The following is a 24,950-nucleotide window of genomic DNA, read 5'->3' on the forward strand; positions in this document are numbered from 1 at the left end:
AAATATCGTTTAATAACCATAGGTGTATCATGATCAATAACTTTAAGAATCTTGCAAAAATTGCGATTACAGTCTCTTTAGTATCCACCACCTCAATAAGTTATGCAAAAAATGTCGCCTTACTTATTGGAGTGAGTGATTATAAAAACCTAGAAAAGAACGATCTTGACGGTCCTAAGAACGACGTAAAGGCTTTACAGAGTGTATTAATTGAAAACTGGCAATTTAAACCTGAGAACATTGTTACCTTGATTGATTCTCAAGCCACTCAACAAGGAATCATCAATGCCTTAAATAATTTAGAACAGCGAACAGAGGCAGACGATGAAATACTCATTTATTTAAGCGGACACGGCACTAGCATATTCGATGAGGAAGGTGGTAGTAACAGGTTTAAAAACGGGCTGTCCAGTAACTCAGGCGCATTTGTTCCTTATGAGTACGATAGTCAAAAGATCCTAGCTGCACTAGACAAAGAAGACGTCTTAGAAGCGGTTAAAAACAACTTTATTACTGGTCAATACCACATCAAACCTATCATTCAAAAATTAGAAAAAAATCGTCGTATTACAGGGATCATAGATGCTTGTTTTTCTGAGCATGGCTTTAGAGGCATAACTACAGAAAATGCGCTGCCTAATCGCTTACTACCGTTCAATAAAGCAACACCTCAAAAATTGAGTGTATCATCAACCTCAAATATATCTGAATTTAACGATGATGAATATCCTTATCAAAATACAGTGACAATTGCGGCCTCTAGCAAAGCACAGCCCGCTATAGATATTAATATCCCGTTTTTAAATAACAACCCACACACCACATTTGATAACAAGCCTCATGGTCTATTCTCAGATTTATTAATACGCATCTTAGATGGTGATATTGATGCTGGTGGCGAAGACGGCATCATCAGTTACACAGACCTAGAGAACACGATGAAGTCTCATATTGTTAATTACCCTATAGGTAAAGAGGTACTACAAACCCCACACTTCCAACCACTTTTAACCAATTCAAATGCCCATAACCTGATGAACCGTCCCCTATTTGGACTTAATAGGAATGTGATGAGACAACGATCAAGCAATGATCGTCTAAAAATAAAAATAGATAACTTAGACATTTTCAATCAAATAGTAGATAACAGCTTATTTGTATCACAAAATAGCGGTTTAATAGACTTTGTAGTGACTGGTCAAGACAGCCAATGGCAGTTATCGGCTGGTAATGGAACCAATATATTAGACAAAGGAAACAACCAACAACTTAAAAATCGCATAAATACTGAACACTGGCTAAGATCGCATATAGCCAAAATTCCGAGCATAGCAAACTTGCGTGTCAATGCGCTGCCAGAAGTGGCAGGCAACGTTTTTAAAGAAGGTGAAGATATTCAGCTTGCTATTAGTGTTGACCGACCTAGTGCATTACTTGCTTTTAATATAAACAGCCAAGGGGATATTAATATCTTGTATCCTATAAACTCTGAAGAAAACCAAATGATAGCAGCAAACCTACTGAAAACAATACCGGAAAAAGAGAAAATACCCGTCAAGGCGCCATTTGGACTAGATCAAATTGTTTTTATTACTTTATCTTCACCATTAACCCATACAGAACTAAATGAGATGTCTAATTTATTTTCGGGCAGCAACTCTACAATGAATACTCCGGAAATAAAGAAACTTAGCAGCATCATTGAAAGTAAAGCGACCGCTATGCGTAAATTAAATATTCAAACCCTTCCTAATGAAAGTTAAGATAGTAATATAACTAAAATAATGTAGAGAAACATTATGAATAATCAGTGCATTTTGAAAGTGAGCAAATCTTTAAATAAATTTAGTGCTATTGTATTTGGCTGTACTTTCTTAGCCATCTCTACTAACTCTCAAGCGGAAAGCTGCAACGATGCTAAAGCCATTGAACAGTACAATACGGCTATTTCAGCACCTGATATTACACACAAGCTTGAGCTCTTACAGCAGGCTACTACAGCATGCTCGGCAACTTATGAGATATTACTTGAACTAGGTGATGCTTATTTTGAAAACCAGCAACTAGATTATGCTATCAACACCTATTCTAGAACTTTAAATCGCTCAATTAGTGACTCTCAAGCTAAACAAGCAAATATCTTTATGCGCTTAATGTACGCTTATAATAGTAAGGCAGAGCGATTAACTGTCAATCAATACGCCCGTAAGATCCAGTTATTAAAAGCAAATGGAATGACTTGGGACATGGCATCTGAGCAATCTTATCAAGCTCTGTATAGAAAAAATAAACAGCAGTTAACAGAAGTACCGGTAACTGCAGAAGAATTAAAGATAGGGCTGAACAAAGCAGATGAACCTAGCAATAGAAATTTAGCTGTTATTGGCATTGATGACGATACATCATCATCAAGCGTACAAATAGATATGGATATTAAGTTTTCAAGCGACTCATCATCGCTAACCCTTGCCAGCAAAGATACACTTAACCAAATTATTAATGCGTTAAATAGTAATAGCGACTCTATTGAGCAAATTAAAGTTATAGGACATACAGATAGCAAAGGTACAAACCTATATAACCAGCACTTATCCGAACGACGAGCACGAACGGTTAGTAACTATATCCAAGAAAAAACACCAAGCTTATATGCGAGGCTTATCTCATTAGGAATGGGTGAAAGTGAACTTATTGATACATCTAATAGCGAGTCTGCACACGCACTAAACCGAAGAGTTGTATTTCAGATTGAGTAAATATTTTTACATAAATTTTCTTGGAGATATAAGTTCTATAAAAAAGCCAGCTAGCTACTAACTTTCTCCATACGTTGAACGAAAGATATATCCTTTATTACTAATCATTAAAGAGTTTCATCTGTAGACCCTTATATTTCAAAGAACTGCTGCTACTATTAATTTTGATACTATTTTGATACTCTGTATTTGTTGATGGATATATCTATTTGTTGACAGATGAAGTCATCTCTCATCTTAAACCAATAAGAATCAAGGGTTAGCATTAATACTTATAGCTATTTGTTGATAAGTATTGTGTATTGTTGTTGTAAGAACAAGGACTCATAATCCTTTGGTCGTAGGTTCAAGTCCTACTGGGCCCACCACATTTAAGTATTAATAAAAAAGACCTTCAAGAGATTGGAGGTCTTTTTTATTGTCTGCTGTTTTTTTAGTAAATAACATTCATGTGTATAAGCATAGATATAGGCACTTTATTCAAGCCTCTTCGCTGACAACGGATAATTATTGATAGTTTTGTAGTGCTGTTTTTTTTCAGACCTCTTGCGAGCCGCTACAGCTTAATGTGCTAGTTTTAGACCCAAAAAGCCTAACTATTGATATAGATAGGATTTTTTAAGATAAACATGTTTTCTACATCCAAAAGACAGTAACAGATCTATACACGTAATGACCATCTGTTCGTAGTCGGCAGTTTTTATATAATCATTGAAGATGGCTTAATAAAATCCATACACCGATGGCAATGAGCATCACACCACCAAATATTTCGGCTCTATGACCGATTAGGGAGCCCAATACCTTTCCTAACATCACCCCTAGCGTGACCATTACTGTAGTGGCCAAGCCAATAAGACCTGCCGCCAGTAAAATATTGACCTTTACAAATGCTAGGCTCACACCGACAGCCATGGCATCGATGCTGGTACCAAATGCAGTTATGGCAAGTTTGAAAAAATAATGTCTCGACGGCGCTTCTGCCATTTCATCACTTGGCTTCAGTCCCTCATACAGCATGTGCAGACCAAGCGCAAAAAGTATGACAAACGCGACCCAATGATCCCACGCCTCAATAAAAGACGCATCTATAAAGGTTGTGGCAGAGTGACCAATTAACCAACCAATAATAGGCGTGATCGCTTCAATGGTGCCAAAAATAACACCCATTCTGAAGGCTTCGGTAAAACGAGGGTTTTTAAGACTTGCGCCTTTACTGATTGCCACGGAAAAGGCATCCGTAGACATAGAAAAAGCAAGTAATAGAAGTGCGATAGGATTCATGTGATTTTCTCTGGTCGAGTATAGAGTCCACGACATAGCCACACCCCCGACCTGCAGTGTAGATATATCGATGGTCTCGCCAACCGAGAGGTGTTCGCACCATGGCATGTGGCCAAGTATGTTGATACGAACGCTTTCGCAGTACGAAAGCAGGCTACTCCCCAAAGAGAGGTTAGATTAGCATTGATACGCTATAAGTCAATCATAAAATGCCAAAAAATAATTTTTTGCACCTCATCAAATATAGAATGGAAAACGTTGACAAATACTTTTGGAGCAGATGAATACTTTAGAGAGTTATGAACATAAAAAACCCTTCACGCTAAATTTTCATAGCCTGAAGGGTTTTTTAATGCGTGGCGCTTTTTAGTAATCGACGGTATAGCTTAAGCCATAAGTGGTGCCTGAGGCGGGTAAACGGTTTAAATCACCAAATGTGGTTTGATGATAGACCGTTAGATAGTCTTTATTAAGCAAGTTATAAACACCATAATCTACGCGGCCGACTGTCATGTTCACTTGGCCCAATACATCAAGGGTCATATAACCCGTGACAGGTAAGGCACTAGAGTCAGGGTCTTGTTGTTGGTCTTTAAAGGCTTTATCATCACCGCCGATTGCTAATGCTTGTAGACGAATATTGCTACCTTCATCGAAGTTATACTGAGCAAATGCCGTACCTTTTAACGGTGTTAGACGTACTGCATCGAGCTCTAGCCAATCGCCATCTTTGTCATACTGACCACGGGTATAGGCCACACTACCGCCCACTTGCCATTTATCACTGATATCATGACTAAGCGACCCTTCTACCCCATAGACACGCTCATCGGTATCGACGACTTCTACGGTATAGCTGTCAGTAAAACGCACAACTTTATCTGATTCATTATAAAAACCACTCAAGCGTGCTGCGGTATCGCCGTGTTTGCCTTGCCAACCAAACTCGTAGTTGTTGATCGAGATCGGTTGTACGTTGTCTGAATTAACTACAAACCCTGCACGCACATCACGCAGCGCACGTTGGATATCCGCTGTGGTGAACCCTTGTGAGAAATTAGCAAAGATTTGGTCATTTGGGGTTAATTGATAGCTAGTACCGAGATTGAACAAGGTTTTGTCGTGGTCTGTGCTGCCTTTTTCTACATCGCCTGCCTGATAGTCAATGCCATAAGCTGCACTTGTTCCACTAATAGCAGAACTATTAAAATACTCTTCAAGCAGTTTCTCATAGATGGGCGTAAAGGTATCAGTCTCAGATTTTAGCTTTTGGTAACGCACACCAGCACTGGTATGCCACTTGTCAGTTATATCTACATCTGCATTGACAAAAGCGCCCCACTTATCGATGGTAGTATCTGGTCCACCATTATAAGTAAGCCCATTGGTTTGGGCGGTCAAGCCATTACTAGCAAGGAACGTATTTAAGTCTTGACCGTAGTAAGTCTGCTCACTGTTTTCACGTTCGAAATCAGCGCCGTAGCTAAACAGTGTCTTTTTGCCTGCGATTTCGGTTTCGGTTTGCATGGCTGCTCGCAAACCCATTACTTCAATATCAGCTTCTGACTGGGTTACAAATACTGCAGCACTGGTAAGCTTGTTCACGGTTGTTTCATCAGTCAAACCGTTGGCCTGCCATACTTCAGCTGCTTGGGTTGCTGCACTCTTGGCAGAAGGATAAAAACGGCCTTTTTCATCTCGATAGTAGCCCGTCACACTTAGACTTGACCCTGCTATATCGTCATTATTATAGTTCAAGTTTATTGAGGTCTTAGTGGTATAAGGCTCGTTCTCTACGTTTGCACCATCGATAGCTTTTAAGGAAGGTTTTGCGCCAAATAACACTGCCAAACCATCACCATAATCTGGGCCGTAGTCGGTGTCTTGCTCATCTTTATAGTAAGTCACTGCAAGATCAAGACGTTGGCTGTCAGTGAGCTCTACACCCAAGCTACCATTTACGCTTAGCGATTCGGTATCTTGCTGGTCAGTTTGGTTAACATCTGGGCTGATTCGGTTGCCTTCGCTATCAAACTTACCGCCTTTATTATCGTAATCAACATCTAAGCGACCATACACTCGCTCGCCGCCATATCCTAAGGTTTGCCCTACATGATAACCCAATGAGTCTGACTCAAAATTACGACTGCTACTGACACCAACTCTAGTCTGTCTGATAGGGCCATAACCTACCAAAGATTTGGTTACAAGGTTAATTAGGCCACCTGCTGCACCAGCACCGTAGATACTGGTAGCACCTGAGAGTACCTCTACTCGCTCAAGCTGCGTAGGATCGATACTATTGAGCTCGCGTGAAAGACTACGTGAGCTGCTTAAAGGCACACCATTCAACAAGAACTGTACAGGGCGACCGTGCATGGTCGTACCATAGTTACTGGTTGAACCACTACTGGCACCCAGACTCGGTATCAACTGTGCCAAGATATCACCAGTGGTACGGTCACCCGTTGCCTGTATCTGAATCTCATTTTCAGTAATTACTTGAGTAACTGCTGGCATCCCACTAATTTTTTGTGCCAGCGCCGTGCCCGTTCTGGCTTTGGCCGTGACATTGATAGTGTCTAAAGTCACATTAGGCGTCTCGTTAGACACAGTACTTGAAGCCAGTTCCGCTGAGGTCTGCGCATCTAATAAGGCATCCGTTTCATTGACATTGTTTTGTGCATATAATTGCTGACTAATACAAAGGGTGAGAACAGATAGAGCAACTTGATGATGGCTTTTCATAATTTTTTCACTTAGGTTATTTCACTTAGTTGGATAGATAAACAGTGATATGAGTAATATTTAGCTAATAATACTGTATGTACTAACTTTGTGAAGAGCATTGTAAATGATAATCGTTTTTATTTCCATATGTATTAATATCTTGTTATCAGCGTTTATTTGTGTTGTTTTCACAGGTATAGTTTGCTATTTAATCTTTGATAATTTCATTAGTCATTGAATAATTTATCTAGCTCATTGTTACGATAGACCTTGAAGAAACGTTGGAGTTCCATCTCATCCTCTCTATATTCATTTTGACGACCTGATAATAGCTGCTATGCTATATCAACAGATAATATAAATACATCATCACTATCCATAATGGCAATATCGCCTGAACGAATAATCGCTATCTGCTTACCTAAGCGACAGGCAATATCGGGCGCTAGCTTACCTTGTGTTTGGTTACTCTTGAAGGTAGTTATAGCGCCGATACCCTGCGCAAACACAGGGAAACCTAACTTACTTTTATCCAGTAGGTGAAAAGGACGATTGATCAAGATGTCCACTGCCCTAAAGCGATTAATGTCTAGTGCCAAAAATCAGTGATATTTCAGTCTTGATAAGTTAAAGAAAACCCCGATACGGGGTGTTTGTCTATGGGGATCGTGGCAATTTGCACGCTGAAGGAATCGTGAATAATAAAATCACCGCGATGACCACCAGTATTTCTTGGATCGCGCTTGCCATGCCATCACTACTACCTGCTGCTAATAACTGCGCACTTCGACTGCCTATATAAAGGGTCGACAGCGTGATAAATATGGTAGAGATGATGCGGCGACTGATGTTATTTAGGGCGGCTCCTTCAGTGACTGAGTCTTTGGGTAAGCTGCTAAACCCAACGGTCGTGGTTGGCAGGTATGCTAGACCCACTCCGACACCGCGCATACTCATAATCAACATTAATAGCCAAAGTGTGGGCTGATACAAGCACCATGCCAGCATCAAGGTAGACAGCGCACTAATCGCAATTCCTACGATGCCAATCCCTCTGGCACCGCGCTTGTCTACCATCTTGCCAGCGTAATGCGTGGTGATACTGGCTATGAGCGTCGCGACCATTAGGACAATGCCTGTCCATAAAGCACTCTCACCCATCACGTCTTGTATCAGCACGGGTAATAGCAAGAGACACAACATCAAACCGACTGTTTGAGTAATGCTAATGATATTACTGTGCAAATAGGTTTTATTATTGAACAAGCGCACGTTTAATAATGGATGTTTCTGCCGCCGCTCATAGGCCCACCAAACCATTGCGGACAGTAAAAATCCGACAGACAATAAACCCAATGTGGCTATCTTTAATAATCCGTCACTACTGAACAATTCACTAGTAAAGTCTATCTCCAGCGTACTCAGCCAAACCATCATAGCCAATAGCCAAATAAGCAAACTGACAAACCCAATGGTATCGAAGGGGCTTTTTTTATCATGTGAGCGCATATCAGGTATCAATCGCCACACCATCGCCATGACCGCTGCACTGAGTGGCAAGGTAATGGCAAACAATGTCCACCACGCAAACTGCTCAACCAAATAAGCACCGACCAAAGGGCCAAACGCTAATGACATCATAATAACAACGCCCCATAGCGCCATTACTCTGCCATGCTGCTGCTGCGGATAAATCTGATACAGCATACCAATAGATAGCGGAATGATCAGACCACCACTCAGTCCTTGTATGGCTCTGGCAATGATGACAAAGCTCATGCTAGATGCCAGCATGCCAATGACTGCTCCCAGCATAAATCCAAAAATTGCTGCCAAATAAACAGTTTTAAAAGGAAACTTTTTATTTAAGTAGCCACTCAGCATCAGCCCCACACTCATGGCCAAGACATAAGCATTCAACACCCAGCCGCCCATCACAATGTCGACATCAAACACCAACATAAAAACAGGAATGGCTGGGTTAAGCGCACTATTACTGAAGCTGACCACCGTACCGCCGAGTAATAGTGTCAATAATACCTGCTGTACCTGTTTGTCGGTAAAGCCATGACTGCTACTATTCGAGGTTTCGTTTATAGACGTCTCATTTGTAGATGTGTTATTTATAGGGGCTTTGCTCATTAAGCAGTGGCATCATAAAATTGGGTGATGGTCGGCATGACTTACTCCTAGTTATTATTTTGCTAGCCTGCCAAGCGCGTCATCCAATTTAGCTGAAACTTAGCATCGTTATTCTTATCAAAATACTGATCAAATAAGGTTTGATAGGCCTCTGCTGAATAAAGTCAAAATTGTCGGCTATTCAATGCTTGCAGACATAAGCTATCTATTTGCTGAGGCTGGCACCTTACGAATGAGCCATAAGAAATATCCACCACCGATAATGGCAGCAATCGTACCCGCAGGCAGCTCATAAGGGAAAATAACATAACGGCCAATCCAATCCGCTATCACCATCACCCCTGCCCCTAAAAGTGCAGCTAGTGGCAATTGCCGTTCAAGCTTCACAGCTCCTAGTGAGGTAGCTAAGTGAGGCACCATTAAACCAATAAAGCTCAACGGACCAACGGCAAGCGTACTGGCCGTACTAAGCGCTGCTACTAATGCCAATAACGACAAAGTCACTGGCGTAACTGCCACACCTAGATTACGCGCCACACTTGTACCTAGTCCAAGAACGCGCAAAGGCTTAATCAGCAGTAGACTGAGTACAAATAAGATAGAAGCGATGCCAATGAGATACCATACCGTACTGGGCTGCGCGCTATAAGTTGTCCCTGACAGCCAGCTGAGCATCGCTTCTAGACGCGGGTCTCCTGAGAGCTTGACCATATGCATCACCCCATCCATCATGGCGGCAATGCCTATGCCCACTAACAATAAATAACCTGAGCTGACCCTGCGCGCCAGCCAAATAATCAATAGCAGCACGGCCATCGCCCCTGACAGTCCTGAAATCAGCAACGTCCCTGCTCCCGCAGATAGCCCTAAACTTGGTAATAATAAAAACCCTAAAATAACCCCAAGTGCCGCGCCTGAACTGACTCCTAATACCTCTGGACTGGCCATAGGGTTACGCGTTAAAGTTTGCAGTAGCACACCGGCAACTGCCAACATCAAACCTGTGGCCGCAGCGCTCAAACTGCGAGGCAAGCGGTACTGCTGCGTGAGCGCCCAGTCCGTACTGAGCCCCCAACCATTGATATCTTGTACAAAAAGACAAGCCAGCATGATGATAGCTAGCACACCAACGCCCCATCGCCAAAAGGCAATGGATGTATGTTTACCCGCAAGCATCGGCGTCACTGTCTCTATCCGCGCGCGGCGCTGACGCAAAATCAGCCAAATAATCAGCGGTGCACCCAAGATACCTGTCATGGCACCAGCTGGAATCTGCATATCAAGTATTGGCTCAAGCAGTAACGCGACATTGCTAGTCAATAATAACAGCAATGCTCCTAAACCAAAGGCAATGGCCAAACGCTTACCAATAGCAGAAATACCCAGCGCATTGACCAAACTTGCTGCACCAAGACCAATAAAACCAATCAAACCAACTTCACTAATCACTAAAGCAGTCACAACGGCGACCACCAATACAACAAGTGCGCGAATCCCATTAATAGGTACACCCAGACGTTTTGCTTGGGTGTCATCTAGGCTCATTAGCGTTAATGGTTTTAGTAATGGCAGACATACAACCGCCATCAAAATAGCCGTGATGACTAGCGCAATGCTGGTATGCCAGCTGTTTTGTGCCAAAAACCCAGCTGCCCATGACAGCATGCCATTGCTACGCTCAGCAAAAAACAGCACTAGTACATTGGCTACTGCGGCCAGCAAAATATTGACCACCAAACCGGCCAATATCAAAATCAATGGATTAAATCGACTGGGTGCTGATAAGGCAAACACCAGACCCATACTAATGATAGCTCCTACAAAGGCTACATAAAGTCCGCCATAAATTGCCAAGCTTGGCAAAAACAACGTGACGATGAGCATGGCCAACTGTGCACCCACGCCCACCCCTAGCGTCGTATCTGATGCTAGGGGGTTTTTTACCAATTGCTGTAGTAAAATACTGACCACGCCTAATAACCCGCCAGCCAACAACGCCACTACGCTGGTTGCCACGATATGTAGCTGTATCGCCATACTGGCAATATCCAATTGCGAGCTTGGTATAAGCAAGTCACGAAGTGGGCGCGTCCATTGCTGATCTAACAGCGCCCAACTACTCCATAACGACAAAGCCGCTAGTCCGATGAGCATGGCCCATAGTCGCCAAGATATACTGGCAAATAAAGAAGTCTGGGGATTGGATTGGTTCGGTGGTTGATTCAGTGGTGATGATAAATGTTTCGATGACGTTGATGAGGATGACGATAGCGATGAACCTGAAACCGTTGCTGCTTGAGAAGCTAATGTCATCGTATGAGCACTGTCGTTATGAGAACTGTCGGTGTTGTTATTGATATGATTGTTGTGAGTATTTATATTGGCGCTCATAGTACATTCCCGCCTTTTAATGAAACGTCTGACAAGTTATTTGCTAAGCTGACCAATGATGACATCCCACCATAAATCCATACTGGTGGTAGCTCGCCCACACAGCGAGTATTGCCGTAACCTAGGCGCTGCCAAATCAAGCTGTCATCAATTTCAGCTCTAGTGATTGGGCTTAGTGGATCGATAATTAATAGACAAGTCTCATCATCTAATTGCGCCAAATCTCCCATTCGTATCGGCACAAACCCCCACTGATTACCCTTGCCCAATACTACAAGCTCTCTATTCATCTGTTCTAACGCAGGCTGAAATAAGCTATTTGCCACATACATACGCATGTTATTAGCATCCGCAAACTGTACCACTGCAAATTTCTTGGCTTTTGGATAGCGCTGCTGGAATTGCTGACTGACCAGCTGTATGTCTTTCTGGCTTTGTACAATATAGTCTTCAGCCATCTTCGGGTTATCGATCAGTACGCCAAGCTCCCGCGTCGGCTCGGTATAGTCAGCCCAAGTTGCCATCTCTCCTTTGGCAGCAAACATCACCGACTCAGCAGGCACATCACCGTATAAGTTGCGTGCATGCTCATAAAAATAATTATCTATGACCATATCGACAGGTAGTTGAGCGATTAGCTCAGCGTTGGGCTGATAGCGTATGCCTAAGTCCGTTATCGATGTTGGCAGTTTGGGGCTTCCCACCCATCTGTCCCAAACCCTGACATCACCTGTCGCAATTGGTGCATGCCCCATCGCTGTTAAAGTCGCTGCATTACCCCAGTCGGGAGACACGATATTCATCCTATCGCTATGACTGTTTTCTGCTTCTGAGGTAGCGGTTTTTTGCGTGGATGTCTGACTATTACAGGCCGTCAATACCAAGCACAATGCGAGGGCGAACCATTTCAGTGATGTCATTACTGATACTGACGTAACTATTGGATGTTTTGATAATTTATCTGTATAAAAAACGGGAGGCATAGAAGCGTATCTTTGTAGGCGAATTAAAAAGAAGGAGCAAAAACCAAACGTTAGGCGACTGCGACAGGCTGTCCAGTAATAGGATGACTGAGTAGCTGCATATCGACATTAAAGATATCGTGTAGCACGGTAGGTTGCATGGTACTGGCGATATCGCCGTTATGACATATTTGGCCATTTTTCAGCGCGATGACTCGATCGGCATATTGCGCTGCCAAATTAATATCATGAATAATAATTACCACGCTTAAGCCTTGCTCATCCACCAAACGACGAATGAGCTGAATGACCTCGATTTGATAATGCATATCAAGCGCAGCAAGTGGCTCATCGAGCAACAAGTAACGGGTATCCTGTGCCAGACACATTGCGAGCCAAGCACGAGCGCGCTCACCACCAGATAGCGTGGCAGTGATGCGATCAGCAAACGCTTCGGTTTGAGTTACTTTTAATGCTTGCGCGACTTTGTCTTTATCTATTTGAGTTGGCTTTTGTAGCCATTTTTGATGGGGATAGCGCCCTAGCATGACTAGCTCACGCACCGTGAATCCAGCAGCTTCTGGCAATTGCTGCGGCAGATATGCCATTTGCCGCGCTAACTCCTTACTGCCGTAGTCATTGATACTGTGCTCATCTAAAGTGACATTGCCGCTACTACTTGCCATCTCACCCGCTAGCGCTTTGATCAAGGTCGATTTGCCAGACCCATTATGCCCAACCAGAGCCACCAGTTGATTGGTATCAATCTCACAAGTCACGTTGTCTAATAGAGTATTTCCTTGACGGCTGATAGTCAGCTGGTTTGCACGTAGCATATAAGCACTCATTGTTGATAAAAATAATATGTCATAAAAATTATGGTTTATCGGCCATCGGTTATAGACCGATTTTTTAGGATCAAACCACAATAAAAACTGATTTTACTCGTAAATGATAACAAAAACAATTATCATTAACTATAAACTCATTCACTTTAATTTCAACGCTCTGTTGATTGCGAGTATTTATATGACCAACCTTCTTTTAGCTTTTACAGAAAACACCGATAACAAGAACAGCCAATACACTCCCCTAAACGATCCTGAAATAGCAGGTGTGGTCGCTCATATTAATGAAGAGCACCTCGACGAACTACTTGGATTTTTGAGTGCATTTACCTCATTATCTACCGCCGAATCGGATCTGGTCGATGCCCAAATAACTGATATTTATGCTGAGGGTATCGCTATACAGACTTGTCCAAAAAGCTCAGAGAATCAACTGGTTGGCGCTCAAGATAGCTCGATCCATGACCAGACTTTCTTTATTGCTTTTGCTGCACCTATTTCCAAGCTTGATGATTTGCAAGCCCAATATATCTTGCTAAAACAAAGAGCAGATAAAAAGCTAGGCAAAAAAACAATCAAGCTGACCAAGCAAGTATTTGATGTGCAAAGTAGTTATAGAGTCAGCAAAAATATGCTGCGCCTTGAATTGAGCATGCCGTCATTAAATAGTGATACACCATTAAATAATGCCGCTCAATTAAGCGATGTTAAAGGCGCAACAAGCTCGACGTTAGTGCCTACCAACGAAGCGGGTTACGCTTACTTGTTTGATTTAGAGCACAATGCAATGACCGATGCATCAACGACGGACAGTACTGATGGCAATAAAGCTGGTGACTATAAAACTAATGGTAGCGAGAAGGAAAACGTACGCCCTGCTCGTCCTCACTGCTATTACACTTTGAGAAAAGCATGGCAAGCTGATGATGAGATACGAGCTTGGGTCGATGTTTTTTTACATGGGGATACGCCAGGCGGCAACTGGGCAGCAGCACTACAAGCAGGCGAGACCGTTGTCACAAAACGAGAGTTTCCAGAAAAGGTAGAGCACTTACGAGCCGGTCAAGCGGTACTGATTGTCGATGAGACCTCGATGCCAACGGCAGCACGACTGCTAGAGCTATGGAACAACCCTACGCCACCATTGGTCATTTGTGTAACGCAAGATGCAGGCGATCAAAGCTATTTTGATACTGTAAAAATGCGCAGTAGCCTTGGTGGCCTTGATTGCGAAACTGAAAGCCGCAAGGATGATCATTTTACCGTACTGCCCATAGTAACCAATCAACCAAACTCAGGAGCAGAGTTAGCCACGCTAATTGACAGTAAATTGGGTGATTATTTGACTAATAACCCTCTACAAGTTGATAAAGTTTGGGGAGCACTAGAAGCAAATACTGCCAAAGCATTGCGCCCATTGCTGAAAGACCGACTTGAGCTAAGTCGTACCGATGTCGTGGTAAAGGTCTACTGGCGTCACGATTAGTTTAGCCTTATAAAATGAAACTCAAAACTTATCCTATATATAGTGGATGCTACTGGCGCATCTACTATTAATGTTTGCAGCAACGAATGCATGTAGGGTATAGTTTTCATTTTGAACGTTTAATCAATATAGACTATAGTTAGATAGCCTTATCGCTAGGATTACCAGTGATAGTCGAGTCGCACTTAGAGACTCACCTCTAATAGACTATCTAACACCAGTGCCAGAATGCAGTGTTATTTTTCTAACCCAAGGATGATATATGAAAAAACTTAGGACGCCTGATTCGTGTTTTGCTAACTTGCAAGACTACGATTTTGAACCGAACTATTTGATGGTCGATGATACAGAAGGTGGTGAGCTGCGCGTACACTACCTTGATGAAGGTCCAAGCGACGCCGACCCTATCTTGCTATTACACGGTGAGCCTTCTTGGTCTTATCTGTACCGCAAAGTCATTCCCATACTAACAGCAGCAGGACACCGCGTTATCGCACCAGACCTTCCTGGGTTTGGACGTTCAGACAAACCTGCATCGCGTACTGACTACACTTATCAGCGCCATGTCGATTGGATGCAATCGGTGCTTGATCAATTAGATTTAAAAAATATCACACTGTTTTGTCAAGATTGGGGCGGTTTAATCGGCCTACGCTTAGTAGCAGCACATCCTGATAAATTCGATCGCGTTGCAGCAGGAAATACGATGCTACCGACTGGAGATCATGATCCGGGCGAAGGTTTTCGCAAGTGGCAGAAGTTCTCTCAGGAGACGCCGCAATTTAATGTAGCAGGCACCATCAAAAGCGGTACCACAACGACGTTACCACAAGCCGTACTGGATGCTTACGATGCACCCTTCCCTGATGAGTCTTATAAAGAAGGTGCCAGACAGTTTCCTATCCTAGTACCCACGACACCAGATGATCCTGCTTCAGAAAACAACCGTGCTGCTTGGGTCGTGCTAAGCAAATGGACCAAGCCATTCATTACATTGTTTAGTGATTCCGACCCCGTAACTGGTGGCGGCGATCGCATCATGCAAAAGCTAATTCCGGGTACCAAAGACCAAAATCATACGACTATTGTTAATGGCGGTCATTTCCTGCAAGAAGACCAAGGCGAAACGTTGGCTGAGCTTCTCCTGAAGTTCATCAACGATAATCCAAAAGCACAGTAATAGATAACAAAAAACCCTGATTGCTAATGTACTAGCAATCAGGGTTTTTAGTAATACTACAATGATTGGTCAACGACAAAAGGCGCGAGCTGTCATAACTAAAAAATCTGCTTTTTATACAACCTTACTATACGATATTTTTAAAAATATCATCGATATATTTCTCTACCGCATCATTGTCATTAGTAACCTGCGCATACGTCCTGAGACCTATAATTTGAATTTGGAAATAACGCGCCAGCTCAACTGGATCTTTTTCTGCGCTAATCTCACCGCTATCAATGGCTTGTCCAAAGAGAACGGCAAACGACGCCTCTATACCTTCCAATATATTTGTTGCATGTGCGAGCAAATCTGGACTGTCGTTTTGAGTAAGCTCAGCGACTGTCTTGACGATCATGCACATACCACTAGGCGCGGTAGCGCTATTACAGACAATCACCGTATGGATAAAATGTTTTAAGCCATCCAGCACTGTGTCTTTTTGCTCAATACAGTCGGCCAATCTCTTGGCACCATCTGCAGCATAGCGATTCAGCGACTCTGTAAATAGTTTATCTTTACTACCAAAAGCTGCATAAATACTACCTGGGTGCATATTCACCACATCTTGCAAATTGCGCATTGATGTCGCGTGATAGCCTTTCTCCCAATAGAGATTTTTTGCTTTTTCGATCACATCCTCACGATTGAACTTTATCGGAGCACTCATAATTTTCACCTTAATATCTTTGCCTTAAAATCTATTTTAAGGCAAAGTTTGTAGAATCAACCTTAGTTACTGGTTTTAATCACTTTTTATATTATAAGACTTATTAAGTCTCTTTGCTTCGATTAACTATTTTTATCGATTAACTGTTTTTATCAAAGTTCTGCGGATAAAGCGCGCGTGCAGCAACGTCATCAAACTCAGTTTTGAAATCAATACCTTTAGGAATGTCACGGGCTTTTTGTACAGCTGGACGAGCATTAATGCTATCAAACCAGCGCTTTAGATTTGGATAATTATCCAAGCCGCCTTCGCCTAGTACAACTGTCGCTTTATCAATCCAGCCCCAAGTAGAAATATCAGCGATTGAGTAGCTATCACCAACCATATATTCACGGCCTTCTAGGTGTGTATCTAACACTTCATAATGACGCTCGGCCTCACGAAGATAGCGGTTAATTGCATATGGGATTTTCTCTGGCGCTTTATGTCTAAAGTGAACAGACTGACCAGAAAAAGGGCCCAATCCAGATGCTACAAACATTAGCCATGACAGCATTTCGCTACGATCTTCTGGTTGTCCTGCCAGCTTTCCTGTTTTTTCAGAAAGATACATCAAGATAGCTGTAGAATCAAACACGCGTTTGCCATCATCTTCTAGCGCAGGTGTTTTGCCGTTTGGGTTAATAGCGCGGTACTCAGGTGTATGCTGCTCACCTTTTAGCGTATCTACTGCAACAAGTTCATAAGGCAGCCCAGTTTCTTCAAGAAACAATGCTACTTTCATTGGGTTTGGCGTTTGATGAAAATAAAATTTAAGCATAACTTTATCCTATTATATGAAGACAGTCGTCTGATGACTATTAAATCTAGTGACTATACTAATGACTATAAAAGCTGTAATGAGATAACAAAAATAGACGTCGAAATTTGAAGCACATTTTTATTGTCTGATATACACTATAACCACAAATGAACGGTCGTTCAAGTAATGTTATATATTGATATAATAAACACAGTGCCGGTACTACCCTGTTCGCATATAGACTCTTTTACCAACAGACATCCTCACAACTTGTCTAACCATCACACCAATTCAAAGGATTATAAATGACTACATTAACCGTCATCGCTCATATAACAGCAAAGGACGATACCATCGCTCTCGTAAAAGCTGAACTCGAAAAACTCATACCAGCTACCCGCAGCGAAGAAGGCTGTATTCGTTATGATTTGTTCCAAGATAATGAAAAACCCACTCACTTTATGTTTCATGAAAGCTGGGCCACCCGCGAGCTATGGCAAACCCATATGGAAAACCAACATCTAAAAGACTTCTCTGCCGCAACAGAAGGCGCGGTTGAACCATTCGTGCTACATGAGATGACAGAAGTTAATTAATCTCGATTCATTCAATCTTTTCAATAAGCTTTGTTCGTAACACTAGAGAAAATAACGTTATTAATGCTAACAATCACCTTTTTACCATTATTTTTTCTTACTACTTACACAGTGTTACCTTATTAAGGTACTGATATTAATAGAATAATATGAATTACGCAGAGGAATGTAATTGAGCCATTACAATTTACTTGAACGATTACTCAAATAATTATTGAGCGATTGCTCAATATCATTTATAGTAGTCTCTATTGACTCGCTTACTAAGCAAAGTTGCTAATTTTGAGTAACTACTCAAGCCAATAATTAAATGTAAATCAGCGACTGCTTTGAAGCGAGCATGAAAACTCTAAAACACACTAAATCTTAAACCTATTATTAGGAATTATATTATGACCGAATTTACTCTACACGATAAAGACACAGCCCCAGCAGAAAGCAAAGACTTACTTGATTCTTCAATCAAAGCATTTGGCATGGTACCTAACCTACATGCCGTGATGGCTGAAGCGCCTGGCTTGCTAGAAGGCTACCAACAGCTACATCAACTGTTTTTAGACAGCAGCTTTGATGATGAAGAAACTACCGTTGTATGGCAAACTATCAACGTTGAACATGCTTGCCATTACTGTGTGCCTGCGCATACTGGTATTGCTAAGAGCATGAAAGTAGATGATGCTATCACTGATGCATTACGTGATGAAACGCCACTACCAACTAAAAAATTGGAAGCATTGCGTACCTTCACACTATCTGTAGTCCGTAATCGTGGTAACGTTGATGACAGCGCGGTTCAAGCATTTTTAGATGCTGGCTACACTAAACGTCAGATTCTTGAAGTTATTCTTGGTGCTGCTCAAAAAGTCATGAGCAACTACACGAACCACCTAGCTAACACACCAGTCGACAAACCATTCCAGAAATTTGAATGGCATAAAGCTGACTAATACGTTTTTCGGCTAACGCTGACACAGTCCATTTGATGTTTTCATACTGTTGTTCGAAACATCTTCGGGCAGCAGTTTTTCATTTTAATTTATCGCTAATGAGAGATCCTATGGAACAGGCAAAAAAACCCTTACAAATAGACATCGTGTCAGACGTTGTATGCCCTTGGTGCGCTATCGGTTATAGTCAACTGGCCGAGGCACTAAAACAAACCAACACGCCGCATGAGATTCATTGGCATCCATTTGAATTAAATCCTAATACGCCGCACGAAGGACGAAACTATCGTGAGCATATTATGGAGAAGTACGGTACAACTGCTGAGGACGTTAAAGAGAACCGAGCTAGAATGACAGCAGCAGGTGCAGAAGCTGGATTTAACTTTCAGTTTACCGATGAGTTTCGTACCTACAATACTTTTAATGCGCATCAATTGCTGCATTGGGCTGATCAGCAAGGACGTATGCACGATCTAAAACAAGCATTATTCGTTACGCATTTCGTTGATAATAAAAACGTGGCTGACAGTACCGTACTGGCAGACGTCGCAGCAGATATTGGGCTCGATCGTGTTGAGGCGCTTGCCGTTATCGCAGATCAACGCTTTGCCAATGTGATACGTGAAGCCGTACAGCATTCAAAGCAGCAAGGTGTTCAGAGCGTACCATCCGTTATCTTTAATGGTCGTCATCTGGTGAGCGGCGCACAAGGTGTAGAAAACTACAAAAACATCTTAAAGCAACTAGCAGACATGCCAGAATAAAAACAATAAACTGGGTCTGATTTACCAATTACACCCTACTGAGCACAGTATATAAAAAGGTATCATCATTATGTCAAACTCTAATCATTACGAGCCACCCAGCGTCTGGACATGGGATGCAGAAAGCGGTGGTAAGTGGGCAAGTGTCAACCGCCCTATCGCTGGTCCAACGCATGAAGCAGAACTACCTCGCGGCAAACATCCGTTGCAAATATACTCAATGGGTACCCCTAACGGCCAAAAAGTCACCATTATGGTCGAAGAATTATTGGCATTAGGTGTGACAGAAGCTGAGTACGACGCGCACCTGATTCAAATTAGTGAGGGCGGACAGTTCTCATCAGGTTTCGTTGAGCTAAATCCAAACTCAAAAATTCCTGTGCTTTTGGATACAGAGACTGGTAGTCGTGTGTTTGAGAGTGGCGCTATTTTATTTTATCTTGCCGAAAAATTCGGAAAACTACTGCCTAAAGATGCAGCAGCACGCACTGAAGTCATGAATTGGCTCTTCTGGTTACAAGGCTCTGCTCCTTACTTGGGTGGCGGTTTTGGGCATTTTTACTTTTATGCACCAGAAAAATTTGAGTACCCTATCAATCGATTCACGATGGAAGTGAAACGCCAGTTAGATGTACTAGAACGAGAGCTTGCAGAAAATCGCTATCTAGGTGGCGATGAGTATACGATTGCAGATATCGCCACTTGGCCTTGGTATGGCAATCTAATACTAGGTGAAGCATACAATGCAGGAGAGTTCCTACAAGTTGAGAGCTATCCAAATGTGCGTCGCTGGGCAGCTGAGATTTTAGAACGTCCTGCTGTGCAACGTGGTCGCAAGGTGAATCGCACTTGGGGTGAACCTGCTGAGCAATTACACGAACGTCATGATGCCTCAGATTTTGAGTTAAAAACTCAAGATAAACTAGATGCTCAGACAACTGAAGAAGCGAAAAAATAGACGCTTTGTCTATGACTTACTAGCTTACTTAAGTAGTCTTATTAATCGATTTTAAAGGTAATGTTAACTTTTCCTATTACTACTTGGAACTACTGTAAACATCCAATACTTTTGCACTTAAGACTGCTAATGTAAGGCTGTTAAATACCAACTAACTATAAAGACACTACTAAAAAGGATAAGAACTATGTCAACAGATTATGCTCAAAAAATTCAAGCCGGTACTACGTTTCCTGAAATGGAAGTACAAGTATTAAACGGTGAAATGACTTCATTAGGCAAACCTGAAAACGGTCATGACTGGAAACTAGTCGTTGTATACCGTGGTAAGCATTGCCCAATTTGCACAAAATACTTAAATACCTTAGAGACAGTAAAACAATCTTTCTATGACGTCGGCGTCGATATCATCGCAGTATCTGCAGACAGCAAAGAGCAGTTAGAAGGTCATCTAGATCAGATAGATGTTAGTTTCCCTATGGCTTATGGTCTGACTATCGAGCAGATGAATACGCTAGGTCTATATATCTCTGACCCACGTTCAGAAAAAGAAACCGATCATCCTTTCGCTGAGCCTGCTGTGTTCGTTATCAATGCTGAAGGAAAAGTACACATTGTTGATATCTCGAACGCACCGTTCTCTAGACCAGATCTTGAAGCCTTGGCAAACGGTTTGGCTTTTGTTAGAAACCCAGAAAACAACTACCCTATCCGTGGTATGCACGGCTAATTAATATAGTAAATATAGAGTGTTGATTCACTCGATTATTTAGCTGATCAATATCTAACCAGTTGAATTGCAAAGGGCGTATCGAGATAATTCTTGATACGCCCTTTTTTTGTTTATTGATAATTTAATTGCTATCAAACGCAGTCGCTTCATATCTAACTTCATCAGTATTTGCTCAGTACTAACGTGTGAGTAGTAAGGTCAATCTACAAAAAGAGTTTCTAGACGAAACTCATAGACTAGCCAGCATATAAGGGCTATATTTGAGCTCGAAATATCATCATCAACATTTTTCCTTTTGAGTAATCTATATTTCTTTTTTTATCGGTTTATTTTTATAAATAAAACAGACTGTTTTTATGGTTTGATTTGTCTTTCTTTTTGGCTAAATCTTGATACGATCGTACGTTCTGATTTATCAATGCTGTTTATTATTTGTTGTTAACACTCGTACACTGAGATTAATTTCTGCTAGAATCATGCAGCAACATTATCAATATCTCATCATAGGTATGAGTAAAAGGATTCGATATGCGATTGAAATCAATCGTTCAAAAACTACATGAACGCGCTCCAAAATTGGGCAAAGCTGCCTCACTGACGACGGCAACCAGCGTTATCACTTTTAATAGCATGTTAGCTGGTCTACCTGTCTGGGTCATGGGTGCTACCAAGGCCATCACTGGTGCTGCCATCGCTGACAAAGCCGTTATCGATGTGACGAACTATTGGATCAATAGCAACAATGCATTGATCGATAACGTATTACCGCGCAAAGACTGGCGCATTAACTTACCTGATGATGTGCATACCAACGGTAAGTATCTACTGGTGAGCAATCATCAGTCATGGGTTGATACCAGTATCGTGCAATATATCAGCGAAAAACGTTTGCCATTAACGCGCTTTTTTACCAAGTTTGAGCTCATATACATCCCTGTCATTGGTCAGGCTTTCTACTTTCTCGACTTTCCTATGATGCGTCGACATTCTAAAGAAGCCATCGCTAAAAACCCTGCTCTAAAGGGTAAGGATATCGAAGAAGCGAAACGAGCATGTGCATTGCTCAAGGACAAGCCTTTTACGCTATTGAACTATCTAGAAGGGACTCGCTTTACCGCTAGCAAACACGATAAACAAGAATCCCCTTATACGCATTTACTTAAGCCACGCGCTGGCGGGTTATCACTGGCTATGAGTGCATTAGGGGAAGAGATCGATGGGATTTTGGACATGACGATTGTCTACCCTGACGGTGTACCCACTTATAGCGATCTATGGAAAGGCAATATCAAACGTTTAGGCGTCGATGTGCGACATATTGATATACCCAAAGACCTGTTCACTGCGATCAAAAACGGCGGCTATGAAACAGATGAGGCTATAAAAGCACAGATGTTTGGATGGGTAGAGCAAATATGGCATCAAAAAGATCAACTAATCACAGAAATGCTGGCTGACTTTGAGAGCAGTGACTTTGAAACCAATGACTTTGAGAGCAATGACTCTGGAAATAGAGACTCTGAAATTAAAGATAATACTGAACAGGCTTAGCTTATTCTCTCTATCAACAATCCCAATTATTTGATAACCTCAAGGTGTGTCGCACGTGTACTAATATGATAAAGGTAAAGCCATATAATGATGAAGTTCCGCGAAAAATGGTTTTGGGCGTTGTGCCTTGCAGTATTAGTACATGTTGGGGTTTTCTTTGTTTTCTATCTCAATACTCATCAGACGGATTCAGTAGAAGTAGCTGATAGCCAAACAAACACGACTAAACCTGCTGCTATCAACAATGAAGATCTACCTGAAAAGGTATATACCACCACTGTCACCAGCACTAAGACATCTAATGACACTAACGACAGTGTAGAAGACACGGTCAATAAAAAATCTGAGATTGGTAACGAGCCTAAAACATCTCACCTAACAAGTAGTGATGAGCAAAAAGCCAACGTGGAAGGCAGAAAAGCGCCCTCTTCTTCAGCTGCCAATAACGTCGATGATAAACCCAAAAAACCAGCTTCTACATCGATAGAATCATCTCAAGCGAACAGTACTGCTCCGCAAAAGGAAAAGGCGCTAAATGTTCAAACAGATAGCAATACCCAATCTATAGTTGCGAACACTGATGATAAATTAGAAGAGATTAGAAACAATGCAAGCTTGTTGGATATAGACGTTCCTGCTCAAAAAAGTAACGTCAAAATAGATAAAGACTATCTTTCAGCAAAATCTGAAGTGGAAGCGATAAACGATCAATTGAGTGCGGCTATCAACGAAGTCAAAAAGCGTAACCAGCAGAAAATTGATGAGCAACAACAGTTAAGAAATGAGGCGAATAGCCAAAGACTTCCTGAAAACTCTAACTAAGAATATAAGAGTTATGAGTAGTAGCACAATTAGACTCAATACCTTTACATAAAAAAACCCCAGCGATTAACTAGGATTTTTATTATCTCGTCAATAAACACTCAATATTAAGCTGTTAGCGCTCACCCAAACCTTCTGATAAGGTTTTGGTAATTGGCTTAGTCAAATAAGACAATACCGTACGCTCCATTGCTTTAATATCAACAGAAGCTGTCATACCAGGTTTTATGACAATCTCATCACCGCGCCCTTTAAATTCAGCACCATTAATCACAATTAATACACGGTAGTAAGGCTCTTCGCCTTTAGGTGTTTGCTCCATTAGCGTGTCTGGACTGATATAGTTGACTGTTCCTTTCATGGCTCCAAAGATAGAGTAATCATAAGCATCGAGCTTAACCGTCGCTTCTTGACCTTCTTTGACATAAGCAATATCAGCAGGACTGACCTTGGCATCTATAACCAAGTCACTACTGGTCGGTAAAATCTGCATGATAACTTCGCCCGGCTTGACGACACCGCCAATAGTGGTCACGTTGATGTTCTTAATTTTACCTTCTGTGGGCGCCATCAAACGTTTCTCTTCAAGTACTTGCGCCCGATCTCGCAATTGCTCAAGCTCTGTATCTAGCTCTTCTTGAGCCTTGGTCATTTCAGCCTGTGCTTCTTCAAAGTACTTATTGCGCTTGTTATTAATCTGCGCTTCGATGTCAGCAACTTGGCGACTGAGCTTGATAACATCAGCCTGACTGACATCGCCATACTTTAATAAAGGCTCATTCATGCGTAATTCTTGACGTGCCAGCACTAGCATTTTCTCAAGGGAAGAGACTTCCTCGTTGATAGCTTGACGACGTCTGTTGTATAGTGCCCTTTGGTTTTGTACGTACTCAGGATAGTCCTGTACCCCTTTAGGAAATACCAACGGTTTTTCAAAAATCTCAGCATTTAGTCTTGCTAGCTTAGCAGTCAATGCAGCTGTTTTAGAAGCAGAATTATCAACAGCTGCTTTAGCACGCTCTTCCTCCAACACTACCAATAACTGACCTGCCTTAACCTCTTCACCTTCTGTGACAGCCAGCTGAGTCAATACGCCGCCTTCTGACGCTTGGATTTCTTGCGTTCGAGCACTGGCAATTACCGTTGCTTGCGCACGGGTCACTTGGTCAATCTTGGCAAATGATGCCCAAACAATTAAAGTGACGATCCCGATTAATGCTATCCAAATGCTCAATCTTGAACGATTAACCTTGGGCTTGGTGGGTGTGTACTTATACTCTGACATG

21 protein-coding genes and 1 riboswitch are annotated in these 24,950 nt (G+C 42.0%); of the genes, 11 read left to right on the plus strand and 10 right to left on the minus strand.

Annotation, left to right across the window (positions count from 1 at the left end; all coding sequences use genetic code 11):
• The first annotated feature begins 29 nt into the window (after nucleotides 1-29).
• Complete coding sequence (locus tag ABFV72_RS08750; RefSeq protein WP_347163216.1) at nucleotides 30-1,763, plus strand: caspase family protein; 1,734 nt, start codon at nucleotides 30-32, stop codon at nucleotides 1,761-1,763.
• 36 nt (nucleotides 1,764-1,799) lie between these two features.
• Nucleotides 1,800-2,756, plus strand: a complete 957-nt coding sequence (locus tag ABFV72_RS08755) for an OmpA family protein (RefSeq protein WP_347163217.1) — start codon at nucleotides 1,800-1,802, stop codon at nucleotides 2,754-2,756.
• Nucleotides 2,757-3,464: 708 nt separating this feature from the next.
• On the opposite strand, the gene ABFV72_RS08760 is transcribed toward ABFV72_RS08755, so the two are convergent.
• The 7 genes from ABFV72_RS08760 to ABFV72_RS08790 form a co-directional block, all read right to left on the minus strand.
• On the minus strand, nucleotides 3,465-4,040 hold the full coding sequence (locus ABFV72_RS08760) for a manganese efflux pump MntP (protein WP_347163218.1): 576 nt from the start codon (nucleotides 4,038-4,040) through the stop codon (nucleotides 3,465-3,467).
• A gap of 7 nt (nucleotides 4,041-4,047) precedes the next feature.
• Nucleotides 4,048-4,215: riboswitch (yybP-ykoY riboswitch) on the minus strand.
• Nucleotides 4,216-4,406: 191 nt separating this feature from the next.
• Nucleotides 4,407-6,788 (minus strand): TonB-dependent receptor, encoded by a 2,382-nt coding sequence (locus tag ABFV72_RS08765; protein WP_347163219.1) that lies wholly within the window; start codon nucleotides 6,786-6,788, stop codon nucleotides 4,407-4,409.
• A gap of 317 nt (nucleotides 6,789-7,105) precedes the next feature.
• Complete coding sequence (locus tag ABFV72_RS08770) at nucleotides 7,106-7,369, minus strand: hypothetical protein (protein WP_347163220.1); 264 nt, start codon at nucleotides 7,367-7,369, stop codon at nucleotides 7,106-7,108.
• A 58-nt stretch (nucleotides 7,370-7,427) separates the two neighbouring features.
• Nucleotides 7,428-8,912 carry an MFS transporter gene (locus tag ABFV72_RS08775; RefSeq protein ID WP_347163222.1) on the minus strand — a complete coding sequence of 495 codons (1,485 nt, stop codon included), beginning with the start codon at nucleotides 8,910-8,912 and terminating at the stop codon, nucleotides 7,428-7,430.
• 201 nt (nucleotides 8,913-9,113) lie between these two features.
• Entirely contained in the window at nucleotides 9,114-11,303 is a 2,190-nt protein-coding gene (fhuB, locus tag ABFV72_RS08780; protein WP_347163223.1) for a Fe(3+)-hydroxamate ABC transporter permease FhuB, read from the minus strand.
• Complete coding sequence (locus tag ABFV72_RS08785; protein WP_347163225.1) at nucleotides 11,300-12,223, minus strand: ABC transporter substrate-binding protein; 924 nt, start codon at nucleotides 12,221-12,223, stop codon at nucleotides 11,300-11,302. The genes fhuB and ABFV72_RS08785 overlap by 4 nt, the downstream gene beginning before the upstream one ends.
• 113 nt (nucleotides 12,224-12,336) lie before the next feature.
• Nucleotides 12,337-13,101 carry an ABC transporter ATP-binding protein gene (locus ABFV72_RS08790; RefSeq protein WP_101205244.1) on the minus strand — a complete coding sequence of 255 codons (765 nt, stop codon included), beginning with the start codon at nucleotides 13,099-13,101 and terminating at the stop codon, nucleotides 12,337-12,339.
• A 193-nt stretch (nucleotides 13,102-13,294) separates the two neighbouring features.
• Here ABFV72_RS08790 and ABFV72_RS08795 point away from each other — a divergent pair, with 193 nt between their 5' ends.
• Nucleotides 13,295-14,599 carry an SIP domain-containing protein gene (locus tag ABFV72_RS08795; protein WP_347163226.1) on the plus strand — a complete coding sequence of 435 codons (1,305 nt, stop codon included), beginning with the start codon at nucleotides 13,295-13,297 and terminating at the stop codon, nucleotides 14,597-14,599.
• Between the two features lie 262 nt (nucleotides 14,600-14,861).
• A complete protein-coding gene (locus tag ABFV72_RS08800; RefSeq protein WP_347163228.1) occupies nucleotides 14,862-15,779 on the plus strand; it encodes a haloalkane dehalogenase in 918 nt (305 codons plus the stop codon).
• A 127-nt stretch (nucleotides 15,780-15,906) separates the two neighbouring features.
• Here ABFV72_RS08800 and ABFV72_RS08805 read toward each other — a convergent pair whose 3' ends face one another.
• Nucleotides 15,907-16,491 (minus strand): TetR/AcrR family transcriptional regulator, encoded by a 585-nt coding sequence (locus ABFV72_RS08805; RefSeq protein WP_101205246.1) that lies wholly within the window; start codon nucleotides 16,489-16,491, stop codon nucleotides 15,907-15,909.
• 139 nt (nucleotides 16,492-16,630) lie between these two features.
• Nucleotides 16,631-17,311 carry a glutathione S-transferase family protein gene (locus ABFV72_RS08810; protein ID WP_057760571.1) on the minus strand — a complete coding sequence of 227 codons (681 nt, stop codon included), beginning with the start codon at nucleotides 17,309-17,311 and terminating at the stop codon, nucleotides 16,631-16,633.
• A gap of 287 nt (nucleotides 17,312-17,598) precedes the next feature.
• Here ABFV72_RS08810 and ABFV72_RS08815 point away from each other — a divergent pair, with 287 nt between their 5' ends.
• The 7 genes from ABFV72_RS08815 (at nucleotide 17,599) to ABFV72_RS08845 (ending at nucleotide 23,664) form a co-directional block, all read left to right on the plus strand.
• The gene (locus tag ABFV72_RS08815; RefSeq protein ID WP_347163229.1) at nucleotides 17,599-17,889 is read left to right on the plus strand and encodes a putative quinol monooxygenase; all 291 of its coding nucleotides are present in this window, start codon (nucleotides 17,599-17,601) and stop codon (nucleotides 17,887-17,889) included.
• 392 nt (nucleotides 17,890-18,281) lie between these two features.
• A complete protein-coding gene (locus tag ABFV72_RS08820) occupies nucleotides 18,282-18,836 on the plus strand; it encodes a carboxymuconolactone decarboxylase family protein (RefSeq protein WP_347163230.1) in 555 nt (184 codons plus the stop codon).
• 110 nt (nucleotides 18,837-18,946) lie between these two features.
• On the plus strand, nucleotides 18,947-19,600 hold the full coding sequence (locus tag ABFV72_RS08825; protein WP_347163232.1) for a DsbA family oxidoreductase: 654 nt from the start codon (nucleotides 18,947-18,949) through the stop codon (nucleotides 19,598-19,600).
• 70 nt (nucleotides 19,601-19,670) lie between these two features.
• Nucleotides 19,671-20,558 carry a glutathione-dependent disulfide-bond oxidoreductase gene (gene yghU, locus ABFV72_RS08830; protein WP_347163233.1) on the plus strand — a complete coding sequence of 296 codons (888 nt, stop codon included), beginning with the start codon at nucleotides 19,671-19,673 and terminating at the stop codon, nucleotides 20,556-20,558.
• A 187-nt stretch (nucleotides 20,559-20,745) separates the two neighbouring features.
• Nucleotides 20,746-21,288: a peroxiredoxin-like family protein gene (locus tag ABFV72_RS08835; RefSeq protein WP_101205252.1), complete on the plus strand. Its 543-nt coding sequence runs from the start codon at nucleotides 20,746-20,748 to the stop codon at nucleotides 21,286-21,288.
• Nucleotides 21,289-21,819: 531 nt separating this feature from the next.
• Nucleotides 21,820-22,842 (plus strand): acyltransferase, encoded by a 1,023-nt coding sequence (locus ABFV72_RS08840; protein WP_347163235.1) that lies wholly within the window; start codon nucleotides 21,820-21,822, stop codon nucleotides 22,840-22,842.
• Nucleotides 22,843-22,929: 87 nt separating this feature from the next.
• Nucleotides 22,930-23,664 (plus strand): hypothetical protein, encoded by a 735-nt coding sequence (locus tag ABFV72_RS08845; protein WP_347163237.1) that lies wholly within the window; start codon nucleotides 22,930-22,932, stop codon nucleotides 23,662-23,664.
• A 115-nt stretch (nucleotides 23,665-23,779) separates the two neighbouring features.
• On the opposite strand, the gene ABFV72_RS08850 is transcribed toward ABFV72_RS08845, so the two are convergent.
• Nucleotides 23,780-24,949, minus strand: a complete 1,170-nt coding sequence (locus tag ABFV72_RS08850) for an HlyD family efflux transporter periplasmic adaptor subunit (protein ID WP_290177149.1) — start codon at nucleotides 24,947-24,949, stop codon at nucleotides 23,780-23,782.
• Nucleotide 24,950 lies beyond the last annotated feature (1 nt).

The sequence above is a fragment of the Psychrobacter proteolyticus genome (assembly GCF_039762275.1).
Classification (GTDB): Bacteria; Pseudomonadota; Gammaproteobacteria; order Pseudomonadales; family Moraxellaceae; genus Psychrobacter; species Psychrobacter proteolyticus_C.

Bases quoted from the DNA above. Each gene is read 5' to 3' on its own strand.
- ABFV72_RS08750 (WP_347163216.1), top strand. From the start codon at position 30: ATGATCAATAACTTTAAGAATCTTGCAAAAATTGCGATTACAGTCTCT.
- ABFV72_RS08755 (WP_347163217.1), top strand. From the start codon at position 1,800: ATGAATAATCAGTGCATTTTGAAAGTGAGCAAATCTTTAAATAAATTT.
- ABFV72_RS08760 (WP_347163218.1), bottom strand. From the start codon at position 4,040: ATGAATCCTATCGCACTTCTATTACTTGCTTTTTCTATGTCTACGGAT.
- ABFV72_RS08765 (WP_347163219.1), bottom strand. From the start codon at position 6,788: ATGAAAAGCCATCATCAAGTTGCTCTATCTGTTCTCACCCTTTGTATT.
- ABFV72_RS08775 (WP_347163222.1), bottom strand. From the start codon at position 8,912: ATGAGCAAAGCCCCTATAAATAACACATCTACAAATGAGACGTCTATA.
- fhuB (WP_347163223.1), bottom strand. From the start codon at position 11,303: ATGAGCGCCAATATAAATACTCACAACAATCATATCAATAACAACACC.
- ABFV72_RS08785 (WP_347163225.1), bottom strand. From the start codon at position 12,223: ATGACATCACTGAAATGGTTCGCCCTCGCATTGTGCTTGGTATTGACG.
- ABFV72_RS08790 (WP_101205244.1), bottom strand. From the start codon at position 13,101: ATGCTACGTGCAAACCAGCTGACTATCAGCCGTCAAGGAAATACTCTA.
- ABFV72_RS08795 (WP_347163226.1), top strand. From the start codon at position 13,295: ATGACCAACCTTCTTTTAGCTTTTACAGAAAACACCGATAACAAGAAC.
- ABFV72_RS08800 (WP_347163228.1), top strand. From the start codon at position 14,862: ATGAAAAAACTTAGGACGCCTGATTCGTGTTTTGCTAACTTGCAAGAC.
- ABFV72_RS08805 (WP_101205246.1), bottom strand. From the start codon at position 16,491: ATGAGTGCTCCGATAAAGTTCAATCGTGAGGATGTGATCGAAAAAGCA.
- ABFV72_RS08810 (WP_057760571.1), bottom strand. From the start codon at position 17,311: ATGCTTAAATTTTATTTTCATCAAACGCCAAACCCAATGAAAGTAGCA.
- ABFV72_RS08815 (WP_347163229.1), top strand. From the start codon at position 17,599: ATGACTACATTAACCGTCATCGCTCATATAACAGCAAAGGACGATACC.
- ABFV72_RS08820 (WP_347163230.1), top strand. From the start codon at position 18,282: ATGACCGAATTTACTCTACACGATAAAGACACAGCCCCAGCAGAAAGC.
- ABFV72_RS08825 (WP_347163232.1), top strand. From the start codon at position 18,947: ATGGAACAGGCAAAAAAACCCTTACAAATAGACATCGTGTCAGACGTT.
- yghU (WP_347163233.1), top strand. From the start codon at position 19,671: ATGTCAAACTCTAATCATTACGAGCCACCCAGCGTCTGGACATGGGAT.
- ABFV72_RS08835 (WP_101205252.1), top strand. From the start codon at position 20,746: ATGTCAACAGATTATGCTCAAAAAATTCAAGCCGGTACTACGTTTCCT.
- ABFV72_RS08840 (WP_347163235.1), top strand. From the start codon at position 21,820: ATGCGATTGAAATCAATCGTTCAAAAACTACATGAACGCGCTCCAAAA.
- ABFV72_RS08845 (WP_347163237.1), top strand. From the start codon at position 22,930: ATGATGAAGTTCCGCGAAAAATGGTTTTGGGCGTTGTGCCTTGCAGTA.
- ABFV72_RS08850 (WP_290177149.1), bottom strand. From the start codon at position 24,949: ATGTCAGAGTATAAGTACACACCCACCAAGCCCAAGGTTAATCGTTCA.